Source organism: Streptomyces sp. NPDC021020, from assembly GCF_044333285.1.
Lineage (GTDB): Bacteria > Actinomycetota > Actinomycetes > Streptomycetales > Streptomycetaceae > Actinacidiphila.
The window spans coordinates 444,986-468,342 of sequence record NZ_JBIRQQ010000006.1; the positions used below are offsets into that span (position 1 = coordinate 444,986).

At 72.6% G+C, this 23,357-nt stretch carries 23 protein-coding genes and 1 pseudogene; 13 read left to right on the forward strand and 11 right to left on the reverse strand.

All coding sequences use genetic code 11. From position 1 onward, the window contains the following. Positions 1–43 precede the first annotated feature (43 nt). From ACH4SL_RS20655 to ACH4SL_RS20670, 4 genes and pseudogenes are all read right to left on the reverse strand, one after another. Positions 44–331, reverse strand: a complete 288-nt coding sequence (locus ACH4SL_RS20655) for a hypothetical protein (RefSeq protein WP_398447475.1) — start codon at positions 329–331, stop codon at positions 44–46. 42 nt (positions 332–373) lie between these two features. Further along, positions 374–1,597, reverse strand: a complete 1,224-nt coding sequence (gene fxlM / locus ACH4SL_RS20660; protein ID WP_398447477.1) for a methyltransferase, FxLD system — start codon at positions 1,595–1,597, stop codon at positions 374–376. A gap of 159 nt (positions 1,598–1,756) precedes the next feature. Continuing rightward, positions 1,757–2,009: pseudogene (locus tag ACH4SL_RS20665) on the reverse strand (helix-turn-helix domain-containing protein). Between the two features lie 170 nt (positions 2,010–2,179). Beyond that, complete coding sequence (locus ACH4SL_RS20670; RefSeq protein WP_398447479.1) at positions 2,180–3,520, reverse strand: hypothetical protein; 1,341 nt, start codon at positions 3,518–3,520, stop codon at positions 2,180–2,182. A 202-nt stretch (positions 3,521–3,722) separates the two neighbouring features. On the opposite strand from ACH4SL_RS20670, the gene ACH4SL_RS20675 reads away from it, so the two are divergent. Continuing rightward, positions 3,723–4,193 (forward strand): ATP-binding protein, encoded by a 471-nt coding sequence (locus tag ACH4SL_RS20675; protein WP_398447481.1) that lies wholly within the window; start codon positions 3,723–3,725, stop codon positions 4,191–4,193. An 85-nt stretch (positions 4,194–4,278) separates the two neighbouring features. Here ACH4SL_RS20675 and ACH4SL_RS20680 read toward each other — a convergent pair whose 3' ends face one another. Continuing rightward, entirely contained in the window at positions 4,279–4,896 is a 618-nt protein-coding gene (locus ACH4SL_RS20680) for a hypothetical protein (protein ID WP_398447483.1), read from the reverse strand. A 285-nt stretch (positions 4,897–5,181) separates the two neighbouring features. On the opposite strand from ACH4SL_RS20680, the gene ACH4SL_RS20685 reads away from it, so the two are divergent. From ACH4SL_RS20685 to ACH4SL_RS20710, 6 genes are all read left to right on the forward strand, one after another. Next, entirely contained in the window at positions 5,182–6,510 is a 1,329-nt protein-coding gene (locus ACH4SL_RS20685) for an efflux RND transporter periplasmic adaptor subunit (protein ID WP_398447485.1), read from the forward strand. Beyond that, positions 6,510–7,418 (forward strand): ABC transporter ATP-binding protein, encoded by a 909-nt coding sequence (locus ACH4SL_RS20690; protein ID WP_398447487.1) that lies wholly within the window; start codon positions 6,510–6,512, stop codon positions 7,416–7,418. The genes ACH4SL_RS20685 and ACH4SL_RS20690 overlap by 1 nt, the downstream gene beginning before the upstream one ends. Continuing rightward, positions 7,415–8,635 (forward strand): ABC transporter permease, encoded by a 1,221-nt coding sequence (locus ACH4SL_RS20695; RefSeq protein WP_398447489.1) that lies wholly within the window; start codon positions 7,415–7,417, stop codon positions 8,633–8,635. Before ACH4SL_RS20690 ends, ACH4SL_RS20695 begins: the two co-directional genes overlap by 4 nt. Before the next feature lie 55 nt (positions 8,636–8,690). Beyond that, positions 8,691–9,461, forward strand: coding sequence for a hypothetical protein (locus ACH4SL_RS20700; protein WP_398447491.1), 771 nt, complete (start codon positions 8,691–8,693; stop codon positions 9,459–9,461). Between the two features lie 127 nt (positions 9,462–9,588). Then, positions 9,589–10,326, forward strand: coding sequence for a response regulator transcription factor (locus ACH4SL_RS20705; protein WP_398447493.1), 738 nt, complete (start codon positions 9,589–9,591; stop codon positions 10,324–10,326). Position 10,327: 1 nt separating this feature from the next. Continuing rightward, positions 10,328–11,839 (forward strand): sensor histidine kinase, encoded by a 1,512-nt coding sequence (locus ACH4SL_RS20710; protein WP_398447495.1) that lies wholly within the window; start codon positions 10,328–10,330, stop codon positions 11,837–11,839. Here ACH4SL_RS20710 and ACH4SL_RS20715 read toward each other — a convergent pair. Next, positions 11,814–12,236: an RbsD/FucU family protein gene (locus ACH4SL_RS20715; protein WP_398447497.1), complete on the reverse strand. Its 423-nt coding sequence runs from the start codon at positions 12,234–12,236 to the stop codon at positions 11,814–11,816. The two genes, ACH4SL_RS20710 and ACH4SL_RS20715, sit on opposite strands and share 26 nt — an antisense overlap. Before the next feature lie 244 nt (positions 12,237–12,480). Between ACH4SL_RS20715 and ACH4SL_RS20720 the strand changes: the two genes are divergently transcribed. The 3 genes from ACH4SL_RS20720 to ACH4SL_RS20730 all read left to right on the forward strand — a co-directional run bounded on the left by ACH4SL_RS20720 (position 12,481) and on the right by ACH4SL_RS20730 (position 16,402). Beyond that, a complete protein-coding gene (locus tag ACH4SL_RS20720; protein WP_398447499.1) occupies positions 12,481–15,627 on the forward strand; it encodes an amidohydrolase family protein in 3,147 nt (1,048 codons plus the stop codon). 93 nt (positions 15,628–15,720) lie between these two features. Continuing rightward, positions 15,721–16,005, forward strand: coding sequence for a type II toxin-antitoxin system Phd/YefM family antitoxin (locus tag ACH4SL_RS20725; RefSeq protein WP_398447501.1), 285 nt, complete (start codon positions 15,721–15,723; stop codon positions 16,003–16,005). Further along, positions 15,998–16,402, forward strand: coding sequence for a type II toxin-antitoxin system VapC family toxin (locus tag ACH4SL_RS20730; protein WP_398447503.1), 405 nt, complete (start codon positions 15,998–16,000; stop codon positions 16,400–16,402). Before ACH4SL_RS20725 ends, ACH4SL_RS20730 begins: the two co-directional genes overlap by 8 nt. An 87-nt stretch (positions 16,403–16,489) precedes the next feature. Here ACH4SL_RS20730 and ACH4SL_RS20735 read toward each other — a convergent pair whose 3' ends face one another. Further along, on the reverse strand, positions 16,490–18,499 hold the full coding sequence (locus ACH4SL_RS20735; RefSeq protein WP_398447505.1) for a TerD family protein: 2,010 nt from the start codon (positions 18,497–18,499) through the stop codon (positions 16,490–16,492). A gap of 156 nt (positions 18,500–18,655) precedes the next feature. Between ACH4SL_RS20735 and ACH4SL_RS20740 the strand changes: the two genes are divergently transcribed. After that, the gene (locus tag ACH4SL_RS20740; protein WP_398447507.1) at positions 18,656–19,039 is read left to right on the forward strand and encodes a VOC family protein; all 384 of its coding nucleotides are present in this window, start codon (positions 18,656–18,658) and stop codon (positions 19,037–19,039) included. 27 nt (positions 19,040–19,066) lie between these two features. Here the strand turns inward: ACH4SL_RS20740 and ACH4SL_RS20745 are convergent, their stop codons facing one another. Further along, entirely contained in the window at positions 19,067–19,444 is a 378-nt protein-coding gene (locus ACH4SL_RS20745) for a DUF4259 domain-containing protein (RefSeq protein ID WP_398447509.1), read from the reverse strand. A gap of 130 nt (positions 19,445–19,574) precedes the next feature. Next, complete coding sequence (locus ACH4SL_RS20750) at positions 19,575–20,441, reverse strand: chitosanase (protein ID WP_398447511.1); 867 nt, start codon at positions 20,439–20,441, stop codon at positions 19,575–19,577. A gap of 263 nt (positions 20,442–20,704) precedes the next feature. On the opposite strand from ACH4SL_RS20750, the gene ACH4SL_RS20755 reads away from it, so the two are divergent. After that, positions 20,705–20,932 carry a DUF2277 domain-containing protein gene (locus tag ACH4SL_RS20755; RefSeq protein ID WP_398174698.1) on the forward strand — a complete coding sequence of 76 codons (228 nt, stop codon included), beginning with the start codon at positions 20,705–20,707 and terminating at the stop codon, positions 20,930–20,932. Positions 20,933–21,056: 124 nt separating this feature from the next. Here the strand turns inward: ACH4SL_RS20755 and ACH4SL_RS20760 are convergent, their stop codons facing one another. After that, a complete protein-coding gene (locus ACH4SL_RS20760; RefSeq protein ID WP_398447513.1) occupies positions 21,057–22,067 on the reverse strand; it encodes an aldo/keto reductase in 1,011 nt (336 codons plus the stop codon). A gap of 137 nt (positions 22,068–22,204) precedes the next feature. Between ACH4SL_RS20760 and ACH4SL_RS20765 the strand changes: the two genes are divergently transcribed. Next, the gene (locus ACH4SL_RS20765) at positions 22,205–22,681 is read left to right on the forward strand and encodes a hypothetical protein (protein ID WP_398447515.1); all 477 of its coding nucleotides are present in this window, start codon (positions 22,205–22,207) and stop codon (positions 22,679–22,681) included. A 29-nt stretch (positions 22,682–22,710) separates the two neighbouring features. Here the strand turns inward: ACH4SL_RS20765 and ACH4SL_RS20770 are convergent, their stop codons facing one another. Continuing rightward, positions 22,711–23,220, reverse strand: coding sequence for a protein phosphatase (locus tag ACH4SL_RS20770; RefSeq protein WP_398447517.1), 510 nt, complete (start codon positions 23,218–23,220; stop codon positions 22,711–22,713). Positions 23,221–23,357: the final 137 nt, after the last annotated feature.

A 23,357-nucleotide genomic window follows, 5' to 3' on the forward strand; every position in this document is an offset into this window, starting at 1 on the left:
GCGACGGCGTTCTCCCACGGCTCGGTGAGCGCGGCCTTGTCGATCAGGGAGGCGGCTGCGTCCGTGTCGGCTGGTGCAAGGTTGCCATGACGGTCGCTTGCCTGCTTTCGTGCAGCCGCTCGGGGACTTGGTCGTAGGCGGTCGCGTGCTCGGCTGCTCGGGGCCATTGGCCGGCGGAGGCCAGCAGCCGCGTGCCGTCTTCGAGAATGACGGTGCTCAGCCAGGGCTGGATGTGTTCGCGCGTTGCGTCGTTGGTGAAGTCCGTCAGGTCGATGGGGGCGCCGTGGACGGTCACCGTGCCGCCGTCGTGTACGGCGCGGTGCACGCTCATGAGCTGCTGGTAGGCGAAGTGCGGGTCTTCGGCTCGGGCGGTTCAGGCGGCGGGCCAGGAGATCGAGATCCGGCTGTGCCTCTTGGTGATGATCCGGTCGGCGGTGATCCGGTCATCGGGCGTGCCCGCCGGGTGGACGGCGATACACGGGCCGTCAGAGCCACGGATCTTTTCGCCCCAGGTGCGGAGGATGCCGGCGATTCGCTCAGCGAATGCGGTCGCGTCGGGCCCGAAGGCGTGGACGCCGTACTCCGCGGTCTTCTTCTCGGTGTCACGGCGCACGACGGTGTAGGCGAAGTGCGGCCCGTCGATGGCGACCATGGACCAGCTACTGCCCGTGGGGCCGATCTTGCCGGTGGCCTGATCGGGTTTGCCGGACATGAAGCAGTACGTCGGGACCTGCGTGGACAGGTACATCTGGAGGGTCCCGAGGGGTTCCTGACTGGCGACGGTCACCCCCGTCCACAGCTCGGCGCGGGCGGTGTCCAGGACGCCGTCCAGCAGGGAGGGATTCGCGGGCGGTGCCTCGTCGAACCGCAGCGTGATGCCCTCTTCTCCGGGGAGTTGCATAACCTGCTGCGTGTGGCTGCCGGCGCCTTGTACCGCTACGAAGCCACAGACGTGGGCGCTGGTGGCGACGAGGCGGCCCCCCTGCCGGATGAACCCGTAACTGCGGGTCAGGCCGTTGATGCGGAGCGGCACGACGAGCCGGCCGCCGGGCTTGAGCTGGTCGATCCAGGCGGGCGGGATGTCCCAGGCGCCGACCGTCACCACGAGCGCGTCGTAGGGGGCGTGCTCGGGAAGGCCGTTCTCGGCGTCGGCGACTACGACGTTGACGTCGGTATAGCCGGTCTCGGTGAGGAACCGCCTGGACCGGTCGGCGGGCGCAGGGTCGATGTCGACGGTGGTGACCTGACCGGCGGGTCCCACCAGCTCCGCGAGGTAGGCGGCGTTCGGCCCGTTGGTCCCGATCTCCAGCACGTTGTCACCCGGACGGATGCCGGCCTGCTCCAGCTGCATCGCCTGGATCTGCGGAGCAGACACCGAGCTGATGTGATTGCCGTGCTCGTCCTCCTGGGTGATCACGGCGTTGTAGGTGCTGTAGGCGTCGCCGAGCGATGCCTGCGGCACGGCCAGATGCCGGGGCACTTTGCGCATGGCGGTCTCGACGTCGGGCGACACGATTGTGCCGTCCTCCTTGAGTTGATCGACGACCTTGTTGCGGAGCTTCGTGGCCTCGTCGGGTTCCACGGTCACATCGGTCATAGAGGGGATTCCTTCGTGGTGGTTCATCGTGCGGTCGGAAGACGCCTCGGCCCGTTTGCCAGCTGCGACGCCAGCCAAGACACCTCCCCTTGCATGCGGCTACGCGCCGCCGAACGGACTGGCCATCGGAGATCGGCTGAAAAGCAGTTTCCTGGCTCATCACTGCCGCTCCCCCCGCCCACGGCCGGGCTTTTCCGCGGCCGCCGCCTTGCGGCCCCTGGCGGCGCCACCCCGGCTGCGGAGCGGCACGCCGCAGTCGCTCAGGAGCCGGTGGACGAATCCGTAGGGAGCGGTTGGTCTGCTCGGCGATCGTGGATATGGAGACACCGCTGGTGTACCGGCCCGTCTGTGTCGCGGGGTCGATCCCCGCGTACTGCCAAGGCGACGGGGAACCGTTGCGCAGCGGCACCATGCGGCGCAATCCCCACGGGGTAGGCGCAGTTGTCTCCGTGTCGGCGAGAGTCCGCACATCTCCTCCTCGGCTGTCCTCGTTTGTGTCACTCCAGGCAACCGGAGGAACACGCTCTGCGGTACTGCTGAAGCGGAGGTGGCTTTTAAGAGCGTTAAGCGGCGGGGCGGTCGTCAGGTCGTCTTCAGGCGGGCCACCTGGCGGGCCCGGTCGTGCACCTGGCGGGCGCCGGTGTGGGTGAGGTAGGGGCGGAGGGACGTGCGCAGGGTGTCGAAGTGCTCGTCGGCGCGGGACGAGGACAGGTGCTCGTAGTCGTCGAGGAACGCGTGCCATGTCGCGCAGGCGGCTTCGAGGTGGCCGACCTCCAGTTGGCGCTGGGCGAGCAGGCCGTTGGCGTGGGCGCGGCCCTGCTTCTCGACCGGCGGGCGGACGCGGTTGGACTCCCGCAGCGAGGTGATCGCGCCGTGGACGTCGCCCAGGGCGTGGCGGACGCCGGAGACGTGGAAGAGGTACGCCGCCCGGTCGTAGCCGCCGATCGCGTCCCGGCGGTCGTCCGCCTTGGAAAGGGCCGCCTCCGTCTCGGCGAGGCGAGTGAACGCGAGCTGCTTGTCGCCGACCATCGCGGCGCCCTGCGCCTGCTGCCCGCCGAGGAACGCCCGCAGGCGCGGCCCGGCCTTGGGCGCGACTTCGGCGGCGGCGTCCGCGAGTGACAGCGCCTTACCGGCGTGCTTCAGGTTGGCTGCCTGGAGCGCCATGCCGCGCAGCGTCCGGCAGTACGTGACGTGGTCCTCCCCGGCGGCCGCGAGCTTCAGCGCGTGCAGGTAATACCGCTGCCCCAGCCCGTGCGCCCGCTCGTACATGGCCATCCACCCGGTGAGGTAGACCAGGTCGGACACCGCGGACAGCAGGTCCTTCCGCACTTCGTCCGAGGCCTGCGCCCGCAGGTACGGCCCGACCGTGTTGACGAGGAAGGCCGCGGCCATGGGCCTGGCGTGCCCGCCCCCCAACTCGTCGAGAATGTCCGCGATCCGCTCGGTCATCGTCCGCACGGTGCCGACCTCTCCCGCCCCGATCCTGGCGGTCCGCCCGGCGGCGCCGGCCTTCGTCCGGCCTACCAACTCCGCGTAGGCGGGTACGGGCAGCGCAGCGGCGTAAAGACTCGCCGCGAGAACTTTCCGGCGGGACGGGTCCATGTCTTCCCTCCCCATGTCGACGAGGTCTTCCACCATGCCAGGTTCGGTGTCGGTCTCCCGGCCCGTCAACGGCGGAAATCCAGCCTCGGCCCGGGTGACAGGCCTCCCCAACCGACGTGCGAAAGCTTCGAGAACCAGCGGGCGCGCACTCTCCTTGGGCAGATGCCCGTCCAGCCACTGGTGAACCGATGGCGGCTGGTAGCGGGTCGGCGTTCCCCGTTCGGTACCGACCTTGTTCACTTCCTGGGCCAGTTGGCGCAGCGTCCAGCCGGTCTCGCGGTACAGCCGTGTCAGACCTTCGTTCGGCTGACGGTCGCTCATGGGCTCGCTCCCCACGCGGCTTAACGCTCTTAAAAGGCGCCTGCGCCTCAACGGTACCGCTGTACGTAGCGCACCGGTTGCCTAGAGCGAGACAGACCCCCGCGACCGTGCGACCGGCCCGGGGGCATGGCCAACGCTTACCAAGGAGCGTCGACATGCATGAGCTTAACCACCGCTCGAACATGTGCCGGGGGGCCGCGCGGTGACCGCGGAAACGGCCGGATCCGGTGCGGAGTCACCCCTCGTCGTCGTGAAGTCGTGGCCGCACGGCCCCTGTTCGGTGGGCAGGGCACGACGTCTGCTCGTCCGCTCCCTTGCCGCCTGGGGACTCGCGCACCTCTCGGGTGCCGCCGAGCTCGTCGTCTCGGAGCTGGTCACGAACAGCGTCCGTCATGCGCGTGAGCCGCGCGGGCACGTGATCCGTACGCGGTTCGAGCGGCTGGGGCGCGCGGTGCGCATCGAGGTGCACGACGCGAGTGACGGCAAGCCGGAGCAGCGTGACGCGTCCGGCGACGAGGAGTCGGGACGCGGTCTGGCGCTGGTGGACGCGATCACCGGCGGCAGGTGGGGCGTGAGCGACCGGGAAGGCATCGGGAAGATGGTGTGGGCTCTGTGCACGGATGACGGTTCCGAGGGCGGTCCCGCGGAAGAACTGGGCCTCGGGCCCGGGTGATTCGCGGCGGGCGTTGAGCCGGAAAAGGGGCTGCCCCCTCCGTCCCTGCGGAGGGGGCAGACGTTTTACGGCCGCGGGCCCGGGGTCAGGTCGCCGAAGGCGTCGGGCGGGAGGGGAGGAGGGGCTTGCAGGTGGTGTAGGCCTTGGCGATCTTGGGGTCGGACGTGTTGAGGCCGTTGAACATGCCGCCGCGGCGGCCGGTCGCGCCGGGGGAGGCGGAGGTGGTCGGGAGGGTCACGCCGTGGTCCTTCAGGCAGCTGGTGAAGGCCGCGAAGGCGCTGGAGTCGGCGCCGCCCCCGCCGCCGGCGCCGCGGTTGAACTGGGGGCGCAGGGATTCGCAGGCCTGCATCGCCTTCTGGGTCTTGGGGTCGGCGGACGCGCCGCCGAAGCCGGGGAAGCCGCCGCGGAAGCCCTTGCCGTCGGTGGGGCGGCCGCTCGGCATGCCGGACGGGCGGCCCGAGGGGCGGCCCTGGCCCGGGGAGAAGCTGGGGAGCTGGACGCCGTTCTTCGCGAGGCAGTCGCGGTACGCGGCCATGTCCGCGGCGCCGGACGCGGAGGAGGACGCGGACGCCGACGTCGAGGACTTCGCGTCGGAGGATCCCGAGCCCCCGCCGGAGGAGCAGGCCGCGAGCAGCAGCGCTCCCGAGGCGAGGACGGCGACCGACGCGCCGGCCCGCAGTGCGGTGGTGGGGGTCCAGGTCATGGCCGGGGTCTCCTCAAGGGGCGGGAACGGATGCTGCCGCCCTGCACGTGCGCGCGGGGAAAGGAGCGTGCGCAGGGCGGCAGCCCATGACTGAACCCCACGCACGTAGGCGCTACCCGACCGCCACCTGTGAGTTCCCGGGGAGCAGAACCGTCCTGAAGGGACGAGGCGGACACCCCCGAGGACGCAATGCGGCCTGTCGTCGTACAAGCGGCTTATGTCCTCCCAGGGAACTCCCAGGCTCCTCCCAGGGCATCAAAGGAGTGTCCCGCCAGGATGCGGGTCATGAAGGTGCTTCCACGGCGGCGCAGGGCCGCCCTGATCAACTCGGTGCTCGGCGTGGTCGTCCTCGCGGGCGCCGGCGGCGCCTACGCGGCCGTCCACGACGACGGCGCCAAGTCCACCGGCAGCAGCACCGCGCGGGTGGCGACCGTCTCCAAGGGAACGGTCTCCGCGACGGTGTCCGGCTCCGGCTCCCTGGTCTCACCCAGCGACGCGGGCCTGAACTTCACCACGGGCGGCACGCTCACCGAGGTGAAGGTCAAGCCGGGCGACAAGGTCAAGAAGGGCCAGGTACTGGCCAAGGTCGACGCGACGGACGCGAAGGCGACCCTCCAGCAGGACCAGGCGTCCCTCGACGCCGCAGAGGCCAACCTCACGAAGGTCGAGGCCGGCGAGATCCCCGCCTCCTCCTCCAACGGCAGCTCCGGCAGCAGCCGCGGCGGCGAGCAGGCCTCGCCGACCCCCTCGCCCACCCCGACCGTCGACGCCGCGCAGCTCGCGCAGGCGCAGGCCCAGGTCACGCAGGCGCAGAACCAGGTCGACGCCGACCAGCGCGCGGTCGACGGCACCACGCTCAAGGCCCCGGTGGCCGGCACGGTCGCCTCGGTCGACGGCGAGAAGGGCGACACCGTCTCCGGCACGTCCGGCAGCGGCAGCGGCTCCGGCTCCGGCGGCGGTTCCAACTCCGGTTCCAGCTCCAGCAGTTCCTCCTCGGGCTCGCTCAGCGGCTTCATCGTGCTGACGAACCCCTCCGGCATGCAGGTCACCGCGAACTTCTCGGAGGCCGACTCGCTCAAGATCAAGGCGGGCCAGACCGCCACCGTCACCCTCAACGCGGAGTCCGGCACCGTCCTGGACGCCAAGGTGCTGTCCATCAGCTCGCTCCCGGCGAGCAGCAGCTCGGGTTCGGGCGCGGGCTCCTCCGGCAGCGCCGTGCAATACCCGGCGGTGCTCCAGATCACCAGCGACACGTCCAACCTGCGGACCGGCCTGAGCGCCAGCATCCAGGTCACGACGGCCACCGCGACCGACACGCTCACCGTGCCGACCGCCGCGGTGTCCGGTACGGGCAGCAACCGCACGGTGACGGTCGTCAACCAGGACGGCTCCACCACCCGCACCAACGTCACCGTGGGCGTCGAGGGCGACTCGACCGACCAGATCACCAGCGGCCTGACCGAGGGCCAGCAGGTGCAGATCGCGAGCGTCGCCGCGTCCGGCAGCAACGGCTTCCCGAGCGGCGCCTTCCCCGGCGGCATCGGCAACCTCGGCGGCGGCAACCGGTTCGGCGGCGCGGGCGGCGGCTTCCGGCAGGGCGCGGGTGGCCGCTGATGAGGTTCGGCCTGGGCGGCGGCGCCCACCGCAAAGGGGGCGCCGCGCCACCCGAGGAAGCGGTGGAGGAGAGCCCGTGGGGCCCGCCTCCCGTCATCGAGGTGCGGTCGCTGCGCAAGACGTACGGCACCGGTGACGCGATCGTCCGCGCGCTGGGCGGCCCGCCCGACGCGGTGACCGGCGAGGAGTCCGGTGTCGACCTGGTCGTCGAGCAGGGCGACATGGTCGCGGTCATGGGCAGCTCCGGCTCCGGCAAGTCCACGCTCATGAACATCCTGGGCTGCCTGGACGTGCCGACCTCCGGCCGCTACCTGCTGGACGGCATCGACGTCGGCGGTCTCGACGAGCACCAGCTCTCGCTCGTCCGCAACCGCAAGATCGGCTTCGTCTTCCAGTCGTTCAACCTGGTGCCGCGCACCCCCGCGCTCGCCCAGGTCGAACTCCCGCTGGCCTACGCCGGGGTGAAGACCTCCGAGCGGCGCCGCCGGGCGATGGCGGCGCTGGAGCTGGTCGGCCTCGCCGACCGGATGGACCACCGCCCCAACGAGCTGTCCGGCGGCCAGCAGCAGCGCGTGGCCGTGGCCCGCGCGCTGGTCACCGCACCGGCGATGCTGCTGGCCGACGAGCCGACCGGCAACCTGGACAGCCACAGCACGGAGGAAGTGCTCTCGATCGTGGACCGGCTCAACGCGTCGGGGCGCACCGTCGTCCTGATCACCCACGAGGACGAGGTCGCCCGGCACGCCAAGCGCGTCGTGCGGCTGGTGGACGGGCAGATCGTCGCCGACGTCCGGCAGGCGCCGGTCGAGGGCCCGCCGCCCGCGCTGCGCGACGCGGCGCTCTTCGCCCAGGAGGCACCCCACACGGCTCCGCAGGCGATCGCCGGACCGGCGGGGGGTTCGCGGTGAACCCCCTGGAGACGCTGCGCTTCGCGGTCGGCGGCCTGGCCGCCAACAAGGTGCGCTCGGCGCTGACGATGCTGGGCGTGCTGATCGGCGTGGCCGCCGTGATCATCCTGCTGGCGGTCGGCAATGGCTCCTCGCAGTCCGTCAAGGACAGCATCGAGAAGCTCGGCACCAACTCGCTGACCATCACCTCCGGCACGGGCTTCGGCGGCGGCCGCGGCGGGTCGTCCTCGACCGGCACCAAGCCGCTGACCGTGGACGACGCCCGGGCGATCGCCGACACCACGGCCGTACCGCACGTGAAGTCGGTCGCGCCGGAGGTCACCACGTCCCAGACGGCGGTGTACGACGGCACGTCGCACACGGTCGGCCAGGTCGTCGGCACCTACCCGGCGTACTTCGAGGCGTCCAACAGCAAGGTCGAGAAGGGTGACTACTTCTCCGCCGACGACGTCCTCAACACCCGCAAGGTCGCGGTCATCGGCTCGACGACGGCCACCGACCTGTTCGGGACGGCGAACCCGGTGGGCAAGAAGGTCGTCATCGGCGGTACCCCCTTCACCGTGGTCGGTGTGCTGGCCACCAAGGGCGGCACCGGCTTCCAGGACCCGGACGACACGGTGATCGCACCGCTGCCGACCGTGCAGAACGCCTTCACCGGCTTCGGCTCGGTCAACCAGATCCTGGTCGAGGCGACCTCGTCGGGCGCCACCACGCAGGCGCAGAGCGAGATCACGACCGTGCTGATGTCCCAGCACGGCCTGAAGGACCCCAACTCGCTCGACTTCTCGGTCAGCAGCCAGCAGTCGCTGCTGGACACCCAGTCCGACACCAACAAGACCTTCACGGTGCTGCTGGGCGCGGTGGCCGCGATCTCGCTGCTGGTCGGCGGGATCGGCATCACCAACATCATGCTGGTGACGGTGACCGAGCGGACCCGGGAGATCGGCATCCGCAAGGCGATCGGCGCGCCCCGCGGGGTGATCCTCGGGCAGTTCCTGGCCGAGTCCACGCTGCTGTCGCTGATCGGCGGCGGGCTCGGGGTCGTGGGCGGGCTGATCGGCTCGCACTTCACGATCGTCGGCATAAAACCGGTGATCATCCCGGAGTCGGTGTGGGGCGCCTTCGCCATCGCCGTCGCCATCGGGCTGTTCTTCGGCGGCTACCCCGCCAACCGGGCCGCGGGCCTGCGGCCCATCGAGGCCCTGCGGCACGAGTGAGCGGGCGACACGACTCATGACGATCAGACACGAGGAACGAGAGGAAGGGGCCGCCATGGCGCGACGCCGCTCCGAGCTGGTCAAGGCGGACGACTCCGGCACGGACCTGCTGCCGCTCGTCCCGGAGGAGCACACCGGTGCCGTGGTGGTCCAGCGCGGCGCCGAGGTGATCGAGGGCGGCGGCCTGCCCGCCGTACGGCCCGAGGACATCCTCGCCGAGCCGCCGGACGCCCGCGACATCTCGGCGGAGCTGGCCGCCCCGCCGCGCCGCAAGCTGCCGTGGCTGACGCTCACCCTGTCGGCGTGCATCGTCGCGGCGGGCGCGTTCATCGGCGGCGTGTACGTCGAGAAGCACCACGGCAACAACGCCGCCGCCAACCCCTTCGCGGCCCTCGCCAACGCCCGCGGCGGCGCGACCGCGGGCGCCGGAGCGACCGGCGGCACGGGCCGCGGTTTCGGCGGTACGGGTACGGGTACGGGCCGCGGCTTCGACGGTGCGGGTACGGGCGCGGGCACGGCCGCGGGCGGCGGGCTGACCGTCGGCACGGTCAAGCTCGTCGACGGCGACACGATCTACGTCACCGACGCACAGGGCAACACCGTCAAGGTCACCACCAGCAAGTCGACGAAGGTCACCGAGTCCAAGGACGGCAAGGTCTCCGACCTCAAGCCGGGCCAGACGGTGACCGTCAACGGCACCAAGGGCTCCTCCGGCGACGTCACCGCGACCACCGTGACCCAGGGCGAGGCCGCACCGACCGGCTTCGGCGGCGGCTTCGGCTTCGGCGGGGGCGGCGGCACCGCAGGCACGGGGGGCGGCAACTGACCGGAGGCGTTCACAGCTCGGGGACGTACGGTGGCGCGGCCGACAGCAGGTCGCGGCACCGTACGACCCTCTTTTCGTTTGACCGGACCGGCAGGACACCGACTCCGAAGGTCCAGGAGGCAGCACCATGGAGACGCCCGAAGCCCGGCTCCTCGTCGTCGACGACGAGCCGAACATCCGGGAGCTGCTGTCCGCGTCGCTGCGCTTCGTCGGCTTCCAGGTCGACTCCGCGGCGACCGGCGCGGAGGCGCTCGCGGCCGTCGCGCGGCAGCGGCCCGACCTCGTCGTCCTCGACGTGATGCTCCCCGACATGGACGGTTTCGCCGTGGTCGGGCGGCTGCGCGAGGAAGCCGGGCGGCACGGCAGGGCGGCCGCCGACGACCACATACCCGTCCTCTTCCTGACCGCGCGCGACGGCGTCGAGGACAAGATCAGCGGCCTGACGGCGGGCGGCGACGACTACGTCACCAAGCCCTTCAGCCTGGAGGAGCTGATCGCCCGCATCCGCGCCATCCTGCGCCGCACCGGCGGCCCGACCGACGACGGCCGGCTCGTCGCGGGCGACCTGGAGCTCGACACCGTCGGCCACCAGGTCACCCGGGCGGGCCGCCCGGTGTCGCTGTCGCCGACCGAGTTCAAGCTGCTGGCGTATCTGATGGCGAACGCCGACCGGGTCGTCTCCAAGATCCAGATCCTGGACCACGTGTGGGCGTACGACTTCGGCGGCGACCTCAGCATCGTCGAGTCGTACATCTCCTACGTGCGGCGCAAGGTCGACTCCGGCGCGGACGGCGCGGCCAAGCTCATCCACACCGTGCGCGGGGTCGGCTACGTGCTGCGCCGTCCGCCGCAGCCGCAAGCCTGACATGGCCGGCCACCTCAGGAGATGGCGCCCCTCCGCGCTGTCGCTGCGCTCCCGGCTGGTGCTGCTCTCGCTCGTGCTCGGGCTGCTGGGCCTCGCGGTGAGCGACACCGTGGTGCTCGGCTCCGTCCGCTCCCGGCTGGTGCAGCGCGTCGACCAGCAGCTGGAGCGGTACGGCGGGCCGCTCGCGCAGCGGCTCGGCACCGAGGGCGTCCCGGAGCCGCGCACCATCCGGCCCGGCAACCGGCCGTGGCTGCCGAGCCAGTTCGTGGTGGCCTTCGCGTCCGCGGACGGGCGGATCTCCGACCAGTTCCGGCTGCCCGTCGCCGCGGGCGACCCGCGCCCGCTGTGGCCCGAGCTGGACGCCGACGCCCTCGCCGCGCGCTTCGGCAAGCCCTTCGACGTCGCCAGCGACCACGGCGGCGGGCGCTGGCGGGTGCTCGTCATGCCGGTCACGGCCACCGCGGCCGGGTCGGGCCGCACCCCGCCCGCCGGTGTCGTCGTCGCGGCCTCGCTGGACGACGTGTCGTCCACGACCTCCCGGCTGAGCACCGCCTTCTGGCTCATCGGCGCGGTGGTCGCCGCGCTGCTGGGGGCGGCGGCCTGGTTCGCGGTACGGGCGGGGCTGCGGCCGCTGCGGCGGATCGAGGCGACCGCGGTGGAGATCGCCGCGGGCCGCCCGCTGTCGCACCGGATGCCCGCGGCCTCCCCGCACACCGAGGCGGGCCGCCTCGCCTCCGCCCTCAACGGCATGCTCGCGCAGATCGAGTCGGCCTTCGCCGCGCGCGCGGAGTCCGAGGAGCAGATGCGCCGCTTCGTCGCCGACGCCAGCCACGAGCTGCGCACCCCGCTCGCGGGCATCCGCGGCTTCGCCGAGCTGTACCGGATGGGCGCGCTGCCCGACGAGGCGGACGTCCGGCGGACCATGGCCCGTATCGAGAGCGAGGCCGTACGCCTCGGCGGGCTCGTCGAGGACCTGCTCACGCTCGTGCGCACCGAGGAACTGCGCCCCGTGCAGCTCGCCCCGATGGACCTGCGCACCCTCGCGGTGGACGCGCTGCACGACACCACCGCGCTGGACCCGACGCGCAAGGTCACGCTGACCGGACCGGGCGGCGAGGGCCCGCCCGCCGCCGCGCCCGTACTCGGCGACGAGGCCCGGCTGCGGCAGGTCGTCGCCAACCTCGTCGGCAACGCGGTGGCCCACACCCCGCCGGGCACGCCCGTCCGGATCGGCGTCGGCACGCAGGGCGGCCACGGCATGCTGGAGGTCGCCGACAGCGGTCCCGGCCTGACGCAGGCGCAGGCCGCACGGGTCTTCGAGCGCTTCTACCGCACGGACGCCTCCCGTACGCGGGCGGGCGGCGGCGGCGCGGGCCTCGGCCTGTCCATCGTTGCCGCGCTCGTCGCCGCGCACTCCGGGCACGTCGAGCTGGACACCGCGCCGGGCCGCGGCGCGACCTTCCGCGTCCGGCTGCCGCTCGCGCCGGTCAGTCCTGGCGGACGCCCAGGGTGAGCAGCAGGTTGGCGTACGTGCGGCGGTCGCCGGTGGCGACGACGAGGGCCGTGTCGGGGCCGCGGGCGGCGTCGTAGAAGGCGAAGCGGTCGAGCGTGCCGAGCGCCGGGAGGTGGGGGAGCGCGGCGCGGAATTCGGCGAAGACCTCGGGCTCGGGGGTGCCCTCGGGCGGCGTCATGACGGTCGCGGCCTCGATCGGGGCGGCGTCGGCGAGGGCGGCCAGCACCTCGGTGACCAGCATCCGGCCGGGCGCGAGGTTGAGGTAGACGCGCTCGGCGGCGGGGTGGGCGCCGGTGGTGTGCGGGTAGTGGCCGTCGCTGACCAGGATCCGGGAGCCGTGGCCCGCGGACGCCAGGGCGGCCAGAATCGTCGGGTGGGTGAGCTGGTAGCGCAGCATGCGGGGACTTTCGTGGTGAGATGCGGGGCGTGTTCAGGGCGCTGGCGCGCGGGAGACATCGGATCTCTCCCGTCGTCACGGCGACCCTAACCGCGCGGGAAAACGATCAGCAAGACCCCCTCAAGAGGTGTGTGCCACCCTCCAGCGGCGCGCAGCGGTCCGGCGCGCGCGCCCTGACGGGTGTCGTCGCGACGGGCCGGGCCGCATTCCGGCGCGCACCACCCGACGAACAGGGGGCACATCCGTGGAGATTTCCCGGAGATCACTCATCCGGCAGGGCGGCACGGCCGCGGCCGGGGCCGGTGCGGTCTGGCTGGGCGGCCCGCTGGCCGGGCTCGCCCCCGACGCGGCGGCTTCCGACAACTCCCCGGCGTTAGCCGAGGGCTCCCCGCGCCCGGTCACCGTCACGTCCGCCACCAACGCCTCCGCGGTGCTCACCCCCGACGGCCGCACGGTCGTCCTCGACCTGCTCAACATGCTGTGGACGCTCCCCGCGTCCGGCGGCGAGGCCACCCGCCTGACCGGCATCGACACCGAGGCCAGCGAGCCCGACGTCTCCCCGGACGGCCGCCACCTGGTCTACCAGTCCTACGCCGAAGCCAACTTCCAGCTGTGGCTGGCCCGCGTCGACGGCACCGGTGCCCGCCGCCTGACCGAGGGCGCCCTCGACCACCGCGAGCCGCGCTTCTCCCCGGAGGGCACCCGCGTCGCGTACACCGCCGAGACGGACGGCCACTACGTCGTCCACGTCCTCGACCTGCACACCGGCGAGGCGCGCCGCTGGACCACCGGCACCGACGTCACCGTCCAGGAGGCGCAGCCCTCCTGGCGCCCGGACGGCCAGGCCCTGGTCTTCACCGCGGGCACCGCCGACACCCCGCAGTCCGTCGTCGAGGTCGACGCGTCCGGCACCCGTACGACGCTCGTCACCGTCACCGAGGGCCAGGTCGCGGGCCCGTCCTACTCCCCGGACGGCACGAAGCTCGCGTACGTCCACCTCACCTCCTCCGCCGCCCGGCTCGTCGTGGACGGCGCCCCGGTCTCCGCCGAGGGGGAGGAGGTCTTCCCGTTCGCCGCGCGCTGGACGGGTCCGAAGGACCTCCTCTACACCGCGGACGGCAAGATCCGCCGCCGCAGGCTCGGGGCCGCCGCCTTCCGCGAGGTGCCCTTCGCCGCCCACCTCACCGTGCCGCGCGTGCCCGAGCGGCCCTCGCCCCGGGACTTCGACTCGACGGCCGCGCGCCCGGTCAAGGGCGTCATCGGCCCGTGCCTGTCGCCGGACGGCGGCCGTATCGCCTTCGCCGCGCTCGGCGACATCTGGGTCGGCCGGATCGGCTCGGCGCCCCGGGCCGTCGTCTCGGACGGCGCGGTCAACACCGACCCCGCCTGGCACCCGGACGGCACCCTCCTCGTCCACGTCAGCGACCGCGGCGGCAACGCGGCCGACCTGTGGCTGCACGACCTGACCACCGGCGAGAACCGGCAGCTCACCGACCTCCAGGGCTATCTGTCCGCCCCCGTCTTCAGCCCGGACGGCGCCACGGTCGCCTTCCTCTACTGGTCGAGCATCCTGATGACGGTCGACATCGCGACCGGCGCCGTCCGCAACGTCACCGGCCCGCTCAGCGGATTCGGCAAGCCCACGTACACGGCGGACGGCCGCAAGCTGTCGGTCGTCTCGCTCGTACCCGCGACCGCGCGCTACCGCGAGGGCGCCAACCGCGTCCTGACCGTCGACCTCGCGAGCGGCGAGGTCGTCTACGACGACCCGGTGCCGGGCAAGTGCCTGTCCAACCGGATCGACGCCGGCCCCGTCCACTCCCCGGACGGCACCCGTACGGCCTACGTCGTCGGCGGCACCCTGCACGTCAGCGCACTCGACGCCGCCGGGCGCCCGACCGGCCCCGCGCGCGAGCTGAACGGCGAGACCGCGGACGCGCCCGGCTGGAGCGCCGACTCCCGCTCCCTGGTCTACCTCCGCGACGGCGCGATCCGCCTCGCCGACGCGCGCACCGGCCGCGCCACGACCGTCCCCACGAAGCTGACGTGGCGGCAGGCCCGCCCCTCGGGCCGCACGGTCGTGCAGGTCGGGGCGCTGTGGGACGGCACGTCGCAGTCGCTGCGGCACGACGTGGACGTGGTCGTGGACGGCAACCGCATCGCCGAGGTCGTCCGGCGCGGCGCCGTCACCGGCCACCGTACGGTCGACGCGCGTGAGCTGACCGCGATGCCCGGCCTCGTCGCGCTGCACGAGCACGCGCCCTGGCAGCGCGCCGAGACCCTCAAGCTGTGGCTGGCCTTCGGCGTCACGACGCTGCGCTCCCCCGGCGGCGCGCACTACGTCTCCGTCGAGACGAAGGAGGCCGTCGACTCCGGCCGCCGCGTCGGCCCGCGCCTGTTCGCCGCGGGCGACGCCCTGGAGGGCAACCGCCTCTACTACGGCGTCGGCCGCCCCACCACCAGCGAGGAGGAGGTCGAGCGCGAGGTCGCCAAGGCCGAGGCCCTCGGCCACGACCTGCTCAAGGCGTACGTCCGGCTGCCGTACGCGCTGCACCGCGCCGCCGTCCGCTCCGTCCACCGCCTCGGCCTGCCCGCCACCTCGCACTACCTCTTCGGCCCGCTCACCTTCGGCGCGGACGGCGCCGAGCACCTCGGCGGCACCAGCCGCTACGGCCGCCGCCAGAAGGAGACCTTCCTCGGCCACACCCACGAGGACGTCACCGAACCGCTCGTCGCCTCCGGCATGTCCTTCACCCCGACGATGGGCCTGTCCGGCGCGGGCCTGGCCACCACCCGTGCGGGCCTCTTCCGCTACGCCGAGTGGGCCGTCGGCGACCCGCGCCTCACCTCGCTCATGAACACCCTCGAATACGCCGACTTCAGCGGCGCCGTCGCCGCCGCGCAGGCCACCGAGCCCGTCGACGAAATCGCCTTCACCTCCCACCACGGCGCCACCGTCGCCGCCCTGCTGGCCCGCGGCGCCCAGGTCGGCGTCGGCACCGACAGCCCCCTCGTCCCCGCGGCCATCTACTACCACCTCAACCTCCAGACGATGGTCCGCTACGGCGCCACCCCCTACCAGGCCCTCCGCGCCGCCACCACCACCGCCGCCCGCACCCTCGGCATGACCCCCCACCTCGGCACGGTCACCCCCGGCAAACTTGCCGACCTCTCCCTCGTCGCAGGCAACCCCCTGACCGACATCCAGGCCGCCGCCGCCGTCCACCACGTCATGACCGCGGGCGTCCTCCACTCCGTCGCCACCCTGACCGCAACCCCACCCCGCCCGGCGGCCACTTCCCCCCTCCGGGCCGAGGACGTCCCCCAGACCCCGGCCCGCGAGGCGTACTGGTGGCACCGGCCGGAGCACCATCACGACGGGTGCTGCTGAATTCTCCGGACCCGGAGCCCTCGGCGGGCCACCGGCCGGGGGCTCCCCTTCTTCCCTGTAGCCCCACGGGACACGCGGCGCTACAGTGGGGGGATGAAGACCATCAGTCAGCGCGAGTTCCGCAACAACTCCGCGGCGGTCATGGATGCGGTCGAGGCCGGGGAGACGTACCACATCACGCGTAACGGGACCGAGGTCGCCGAGTTGCGTCCACTGACCCGGCGACGCCGACCCAGTGCCGAGGACCTGGTGGCACGGCACCGGGGGCTACCGCAGGTCGACTACGCGCAGATGCGTCAGGAAGCGGAAGAGTTCTTCGGCGGTGCCGACCGCGTGGGCGACGACGACCAGGACCCCTGGGAGCGTGCTCGTGGCTGAGCGCCATCAGTCGGGTGTCCTGGACACCTGCACCTACATCGATCTGGGCCTTCTCGACGCCTCGGACCTCCCCCGCGCGCCCGAGCTGACAGCCGTCACGCTGGCAGAGCTCCACCAGGGCGTGGCAATGGCGAAGGAGCCCGCGACCCGCGCCGCCCGTATGGAGAAGCTCGGCGCGGCCGTCGCGGATTTCGACGCGCTGCCCTTCGATGCCGACGCGGCCGCCCGCTACGGGACCCTCGTCACGCTCACCCTCGCGTCCGGCCGCGACCCCCGGCCCCGCAGGATGGACCTGATGATCGCTGCCATCGCCTCCGTACGAGGACTTCCCCTCTTCACCCGCAACGCCGACGACTTCAAGGGCCTGGAACAGGCGCTGGACGTCGTGGCGCTCTGACCCTCCGGTGCGCCCGCGCCCGGCGAACCGCCCGGTGGCGGCCGGGGGCGTCCGGGCCCGCCCGCCCCCGGCCGTGCGGGGCACCCCTCAGCCGGCCGCCGGGTCGGGGGACTTGCGCGGGGTGGGGAGCCGTCGTTCCAGGACTGTCACGACGCTGCCGTGGAAGCGGTCCACGGCGGTGTCGACGCTGCGGATGAAGCTGGATTCGGCGCTGCCCCGGGTGCTGCCCATGCCCTTGAGCAGGGAGATACGGAAACCGGTGACGCGGGCGCCGTCGCGCGGGAGCAGGTCGGCCGGTTCGGGGCGCAGCTTCTCCAGCGTGCCGCGCGGGCCCGTGGCCTGGCCGTCCGTCAGCGTCTCCACGTGGACGTCGGCGGGCGCCTCGCCCAGCTGCCGCATCAGCCGCTTCGCCCACGTCAGCGGCTGGCCCTGCTCCGGTGCGTCCACCTCGATGGACGTCCGCAGCCGCCCCGTGCGCAGATCCGCCGTGAGCCCCAGCACACCGGGGACGTCCTGGATCCGCAGCTCGGCGAACAGCCGCCCCTCCCTGCACAGCGTGTCGGCCTGCGCGACCCGCCGGGTCTGCGGGTCCGTCCCCCGCTTCACCCGCTGCACGGGCAGCACCTTCTGGCCCAGCTCACCGCCGAGCCGCAGGCACACCTGCCGGACGAGCTGCTCCCAGCTCGCCACGACCTCGACCGCGCGCGGGTCGCCCTCGCACAGCGTCTCCTCGTCGATGCCCCTGCGTACGGGCACCCACGCCGGGCCCATGTTCTGGAAGCCGTGGCAGCCGGAGCTGTCGTGCTGGAGGTAGTGCAGCAGCTCCTGGAGCAGCCACGCGTGCGCGGCGTTGCCGACACCCTCGTGCCGGATCAGCATCTGCGCCTGGTGCGCCGCCTCCGCCCACGACAGGTGCCACAGCGCGACCTTGTGCTTGCGGCGGCCGTCCGTCTTCACCTCGACCGCCGGACGGCCGTCCAGCGCCACGTCGTTGGAGACGGTGATGACCGCCTCGTAGCCGCGCCGCGCGGCGATGTCCATGTACTCCTGCACCTGGGCGGCGCGCAGCGCGTTGCCGTTGGTCTTCGTCTCGACCAGCGCCGTCCACAGCTTGCCCGCGCGCTCCACCCGGATGACGCCGTCCGGCCGCCGCGGGGCCTCGCCGTGCGGCAGCGTCACCTCGGTGTACGTCTCCATCCGCCCCGCGGGCGCGCCGAACCCCGCGGTGAGCCGCCGCCCGTACTCCGGCACCTGCGCCATGACCGCGAGCAGCACGGACGTCGCCCGTGTCTCCCGCTCCCGGTCGCTCTTGAGCGCGCCGCACGGGAAGAGCCGGGCCGCGTGCCAGGAGTCGTTCTCGGCGAGGGACTTGCGGGCGACGGCGGGCAGCGTGACCTTCTTGCGCGCGGTGCGGGGCCGCTTGGGGGCTTCTGCTTGCGGGGCTTGCGGGTCTTTCTGGGCTTCCGACGCTTGCGGGGCCTCCGGCGTGTGCGGCTCCGGGGCGTCGGCGGCCTCCGCGGTCCCTTCCGCCGTCTCCGCCGCCTCCTCCCCGTCGTCGTCCACGTCGATGCCGAAGTCGGTGGCGAGCCCGGCGAGCCCGGTGGCGTACCCCTGCCCGACGGCGCGGAATTTCCACCCGCCGTCGCGCCGGTACAGCTCCCCGAAGATGACCGCCCGCATCTCGTCGAGCCCGTGCGCGGAGAAGCCCAGCAGTTCGTCGCCGCCGCGGTCGGCGAGCGTCAGCCGCAGGTCCTCCAGATCCCCGAACCCCTGCCCCCCGTACCGGCTCGCCGCGACCACGATCCGCTCCACGCCGTCCGGCACCGCGGTGAGGTCGAGCGAGATCCGGTCCTCGCTGCCGTTCGCGGTGGGCGTCTTCCCCAGCAGCTGCACGCTGCCGTCGTCGGCGGCAGGGTGGTTGTAGAAGTAGAAATCCCCGTCCCCGCGGACCTTCCCGTCCCCGTCCAGCAGCAGCACGGACACGTCCGCGTCCCCGTCCCCGGTCGCGCTGCTCCACCCCAGCCCCACGACCACGGCCCCGCAGTCGGCACTCAGCTCCGCGAGCCCGACGTTGGCGCCCTTGCTCATCTCACGCATGCGACCCCCACACTTTCCCCACGTTCTCCCCGCACTTCCTGCACCCCGTGCGACCGCACCTTAGCCCTCCCCGTACACCCTTCGCGCCCGTATGACCCATCTTTTGCGGCCTCGCCGCGCTGGCGTACGGGCCCGCTTTCGGGGAGGCTGACGCGCATGGTTTCCGTGGTGCAGAACGTGGCGATCGACTGCGCGGACGCGTACGCGCTGGCGCGCTTCTGGAGCGAGGTGACGGGCCGCCCGCTGGACCCGGAATGCCGGCCCGGAGACGAGGAGACGTGGGTGGAGCTGGCCGACGGCCCGACGCTCTACTTCAACCAGGTTCCCGAGCCCAAGACCGTCAAGAACCGCCTCCACCTGTGCCTGCGCCCCGAGACCACTCGCGAGGCCGAGGTCACCCGCCTCCTCGCCCTCGGCGCCACGCTGGTCGCGGACCGCCGCAAGCCCGACGGCACGGGCTGGGCGGTCCTGGCGGACCCGGAGGGCAATGAATTCTGCGTACTGCGCAGCGCCTCGGACCGGGCGGCGGCGGGTTCGTGAGGCGCGGCGCACGCCCCCAGGGCCGCGCTACTCCGCCGCGTCCACGGCCGACGCCTCGGCCAGGCGGTCGAACGTCGCGTTGAGCACTGCCCGGCGCTCGTCCTTGTACGCGGGCTTCGGCCCGAGCCCGTCGATCGACCCCTCCCACACCGCCAGGAACCTCTCCTGCCAGCCCCGTATCGTCTCCGCGGCCGGCAGCGTCACGACCAGCCAGTCCTGCCGCTTCAGCAGGAGCAGCAGCTCCAGATTGCAGGGCACGGCAACCCCCCAGTATTCGTCCGGCTCCAACTCCACCGGATCCCCGCCCATCGCCTCCTCGACCTCGGCCACGAGCCGCCCGACCAGCTCCCCGAGGTGGTCCGCCGCCGTGTCACTGTCGAAATTCCCCGCGCCCCACGTCCCCACGTTCCCGCCTCCGCCCGGTGCGTCCGCTGTTGCTGCTCACCATGAGAGCAGAGGGCACTGACAGTCGTGGCGCGGCCCGGGTGCTGGATGGCGGGAGCGTCCGGGCCGCGCGTCGAGGGGGCTTACGGGGTCAGGGGAGGGTCAGGATCTGGTAGGAGTCGCCGTAGGTCTTCCAGTGCAGCGGCGGGTCGAGGTTGAGGTTGCCGGCCTGGAGGAAGGGGCGCTGCTCGGTGTCGACGCGGCTGGTGTCGTCGTGCGCGTCCTCCGTTTTCATCGCCGCCTTGCGGGCGTCGAGGAAGGCGTTGAGGTAGGCGGTCTCGTCGCCGCCCTGCGCCGGGGTCTTGGCCTTCTTCATCGCGGTCTTGCGGATGCCGCCGAAGCTGACGGGGTCGTTGCCGGGGCCGTGCATCACGATCGCGTCGTAGTAGATGAACTGGCCGAGTGTGCCGATGCCGTCCGCCTTGCCCTGGCTGACGGCCGGGTTGAAGTAGACGTCGTCGCGCTCGTCGTTCTGGGCCTGCTGGAAGACGGTGTCCTTGGCGGCGGTCTTCCACGCGCTCACGAAGGCCGAGCCGAGACCCGCGTGGGAGTCCGAGCCGTTGACGTCCTCCAGCGCGGGCAGGTACTTGGCCAGGCCGTTGTTGGGCTCCAGGTCCGTGTAGTGCTGGACGAGTTCGAGCATGTCGCCGGTGCCGGAGCAGAAGCCGATGATGCCGGCGGTGTAGCCGCGGCCGTCGCCGATGTCCTCGATGTACTTGTACTGGGACTTCCAGTCCAGGGTGGAGTTCTCGGCGGAGGAGACCAGCTCCATCGCCATCTCCTTCTTGTGCGGGTCGGCGAGCCCGGCGCCGGCCGCGTGCGGGGCGGTGACGGCGGGGGTCGCCGCGGCACCGGTGCCGGCCAGCGCGAGGGAGGTGCCGCCGGCCGCGAGGAGCGCGGTCGCGGCGAGCAGGGCGACCCGGCGGGTCGGGCGGCTCCGGTGGGGGGACGTGTGCACGTGTGTCTCCGTTTCCGGCCGCCGTGGCACCGCGAGGGTGCGGTGGGGGCGGCCTCGGGCGGGGGGTGGTGCGTGCGGGGTGCGCGCGAGGGCGCGCGGCTGTGCGGATGGTTAGGAAAGCTTCCTAACCACTGCATGGCATTGAAGCACTGGGGCGCGTGCGCGCCAAGGGGCCGGGCGAAACCGTTTGCGGGGCGGGGCGTGGTTGCCCCTTCCCTTCGCCGCGCGGCCCCGTTGTCGTACCCCCGCGGCACACTGGAGACATGTGCCGAAGCATCAAGACCCTGCGTCCCCCGATGACGCCCGAGGTCCACGACGAGGACATCCGGGCCGCCGCGCTCCAGTACGTCCGCAAGATCTCCGGCTTCCGCGCGCCCGCGAAGCACAACCGCGAGGCGTTCGACGCCGCGGTCGAGGCGGTGGCGGCGGCCACGGCGACGCTGCTGGACGAGCTGGAGATACGGGGGTCCGCCGCGAAGGCGGCGAGCTGACGGTTCCGGGCGGGGGCGCCCGGCGGGGCAACCTGCGGCATGCGGCATGCGGCATGCGGCATGCGTACGCCGCGGGGCCGCCGGTTTTCCGCCCGGCGGCCCCGCACCTCCCGTACCGCTGCGCCTACCAGGCGAAAGCCTCCGGCGCGGGCCCCGGGCCCGGGAAGATCGCGTCCAGCTCGGCGAGGAATTCGGCGCCGAGGTCGAGGTCCAGCGCCCGCAGGGCAGAGTCGAGCTGCTCAGCGGTGCGCGGGCCGACGATCGGACCGGTGACGCCCGGCCGGGTGAGCAGCCACGCGAGGGCGACCTCGCCGGGCTCCAGCCCGTCCCGCGCGCACAGCTCCTCGTAGCGGCGGACCCGCTCCCGTACGGCCGGATCGGCGAGGCCCGCCGCGGACCGGCCGCCCGACGTCCGCGAGCCGCCGCCCTCCCGCTCCTTGCGCAGCGCGCCGCCCAGCAGCCCCTGGTTGAGCGGCGACCACGGGATGACCCCGAGCCCGTACGCCTGCGCCGCCGGGATGACGTCCATCTCGGCGGTGCGCTGCGCGAGGTTGTAGAAGCACTGCTCGCTGACCAGCCCGTACGACCCCCGGGCCCGCGCGGTCTCGTTGGCCTGCGCGATGTGCCACCCGGCGACGTTGCTGGAGCCGACGTAGAGGATCTTCCCCTGCGCCACCAGCACGTCCATGGCCTGCCAGATCTCCTCCCACGGCGTGGCCCGGTCGACGTGGTGGATCTGGTAGACGTCGATGTGGTCCGTGCCGAGCCGCGCGAGGCTCGCGTCCACCGCGCGGCGGATGTTCAGCGCGGAGAGCCGGTCGTGGTTGGGCCACGACTGCACGTTCCACGGCGTGCCGTCGTTGGTCATGTTCCCGTACAGCTTGGTGGCCAGCACGACCTTGTCCCGCCGCGCGCCGCCCTGCGCGAACCACCGCCCGAGGACCTCCTCGGTGAGCCCCTTGCGCTCGTCGACCCCGTAGATGTTCGCGGTGTCGAAGAAGTTCACCCCCGCGTCGAGAGCGGTGTCCATGAGCGCGTGCGAGGTCGCCTCGTCCGTCAGCCCCCCGAAGTTCATGGTCCCCAGCACGAGCCGCCCGACCCGTAGCCCCGTCCGCCCCAGCTGCGTATATCTCATGCACCTCAGCCAACACCTTGGAGCGCACTTGAGGGCAAGCCCTTCCCCGCCCCCGGAACCCTTCACGGGACCAGGTCGTGTCCGACGGGTCGTAGCTGCCCTGGACGGCGAAGGAGCGAGGCGGCGATGATGCGCGGGTGTACTACGAGGATCTCAGCGCGTACGACTACCACGACAGGGACGAGTTCACGGACTGGGCGTCGGGCTTCTACGCGCTCTGGTACCGCCCGGCGTACACCCGCCTGAACATCGGCTGGCTGAGCGCCGGCAGGCCGTACCCGACAGGAGCGGTCACCGCAGCGTTCGTGGAGAAGCTGACGGCGGTTCACGAGGTCCAGCGGATGAACGAGTGCCTCGGCTTCCACGAGTGCGAACTGTGTCCCGAGGACGAAGCGCCGCGGGGGAACGGGGAGATCCGGATCCCCGGAGCGCCCGGCATCGCCTACGCCGCGCCGTTCCTGGTCACGCACTACGTCACCGCACACGGCTACCGGCCGCCGCAGGCCTTCGTCGATGCCGTTCTCGCCGTCGACGTCGGCGCGTGGGCCGCCGCGCGCTGGCCCGACGTGCCCTTCCCCTGGGTCCCGGCCGACGCCGAACGCATGGTGGAGTAGGGCCGAGCGCGCCCTCTCGCGCCGGGGGTTCACTCCTGGAGCCCCGTCAGGAGGTAGGCGACGTCGAGGCCCGTGGCCAGGTAGTCGGTGAAGGTCGTGTTGTTCAGGGCCCACGGGGAGCGCTTCCGCCGGACGAGGCGGATCGCCGCGGCCGGGTCGTGCCCGAGGTGGACGAGGGCCTGGGCGACGACGAGGCCCGAGCGGTTGTAGCCGGAGTGGCAGCGGACGAGTACGGTGCGGCTCCCTTCGAGGGCCCGCACGGCAGCGTGCGCCAGCCGCTGCACCGCCGCGATGTCGTGGGGCGCGAGCGGACCGTCCGGGATCTCCGCGACAAGGTGCTCGACACCGGCCCGGGGCCCGTGTCCGGAGCGAGTGAAGAGACTGACGACGAGGTCGAACTCCCCGTCGACGACCACCGCCTGGAGCTCACCGGCCGGATCGGTCCAGTAGTGTCCCCCCATCCACAGCCCCGGCACGATCTCGTCCCAGGGCGCCTGCGGGCCCGGCATGTCACGGTCGCGCTGTCGCGTCCTCTTCACGCGGCCTCCTCCCCCAGGAGGGGAAACGCGGTCCCCGGCCGGTCCGTTCCCGGCGAGTACCCACGGGACACGGCACACCGCGCGAAGGGGGAGCGTTCAATGACCAGCGGATCCGCCGATCTTTGAACACTCCGCCC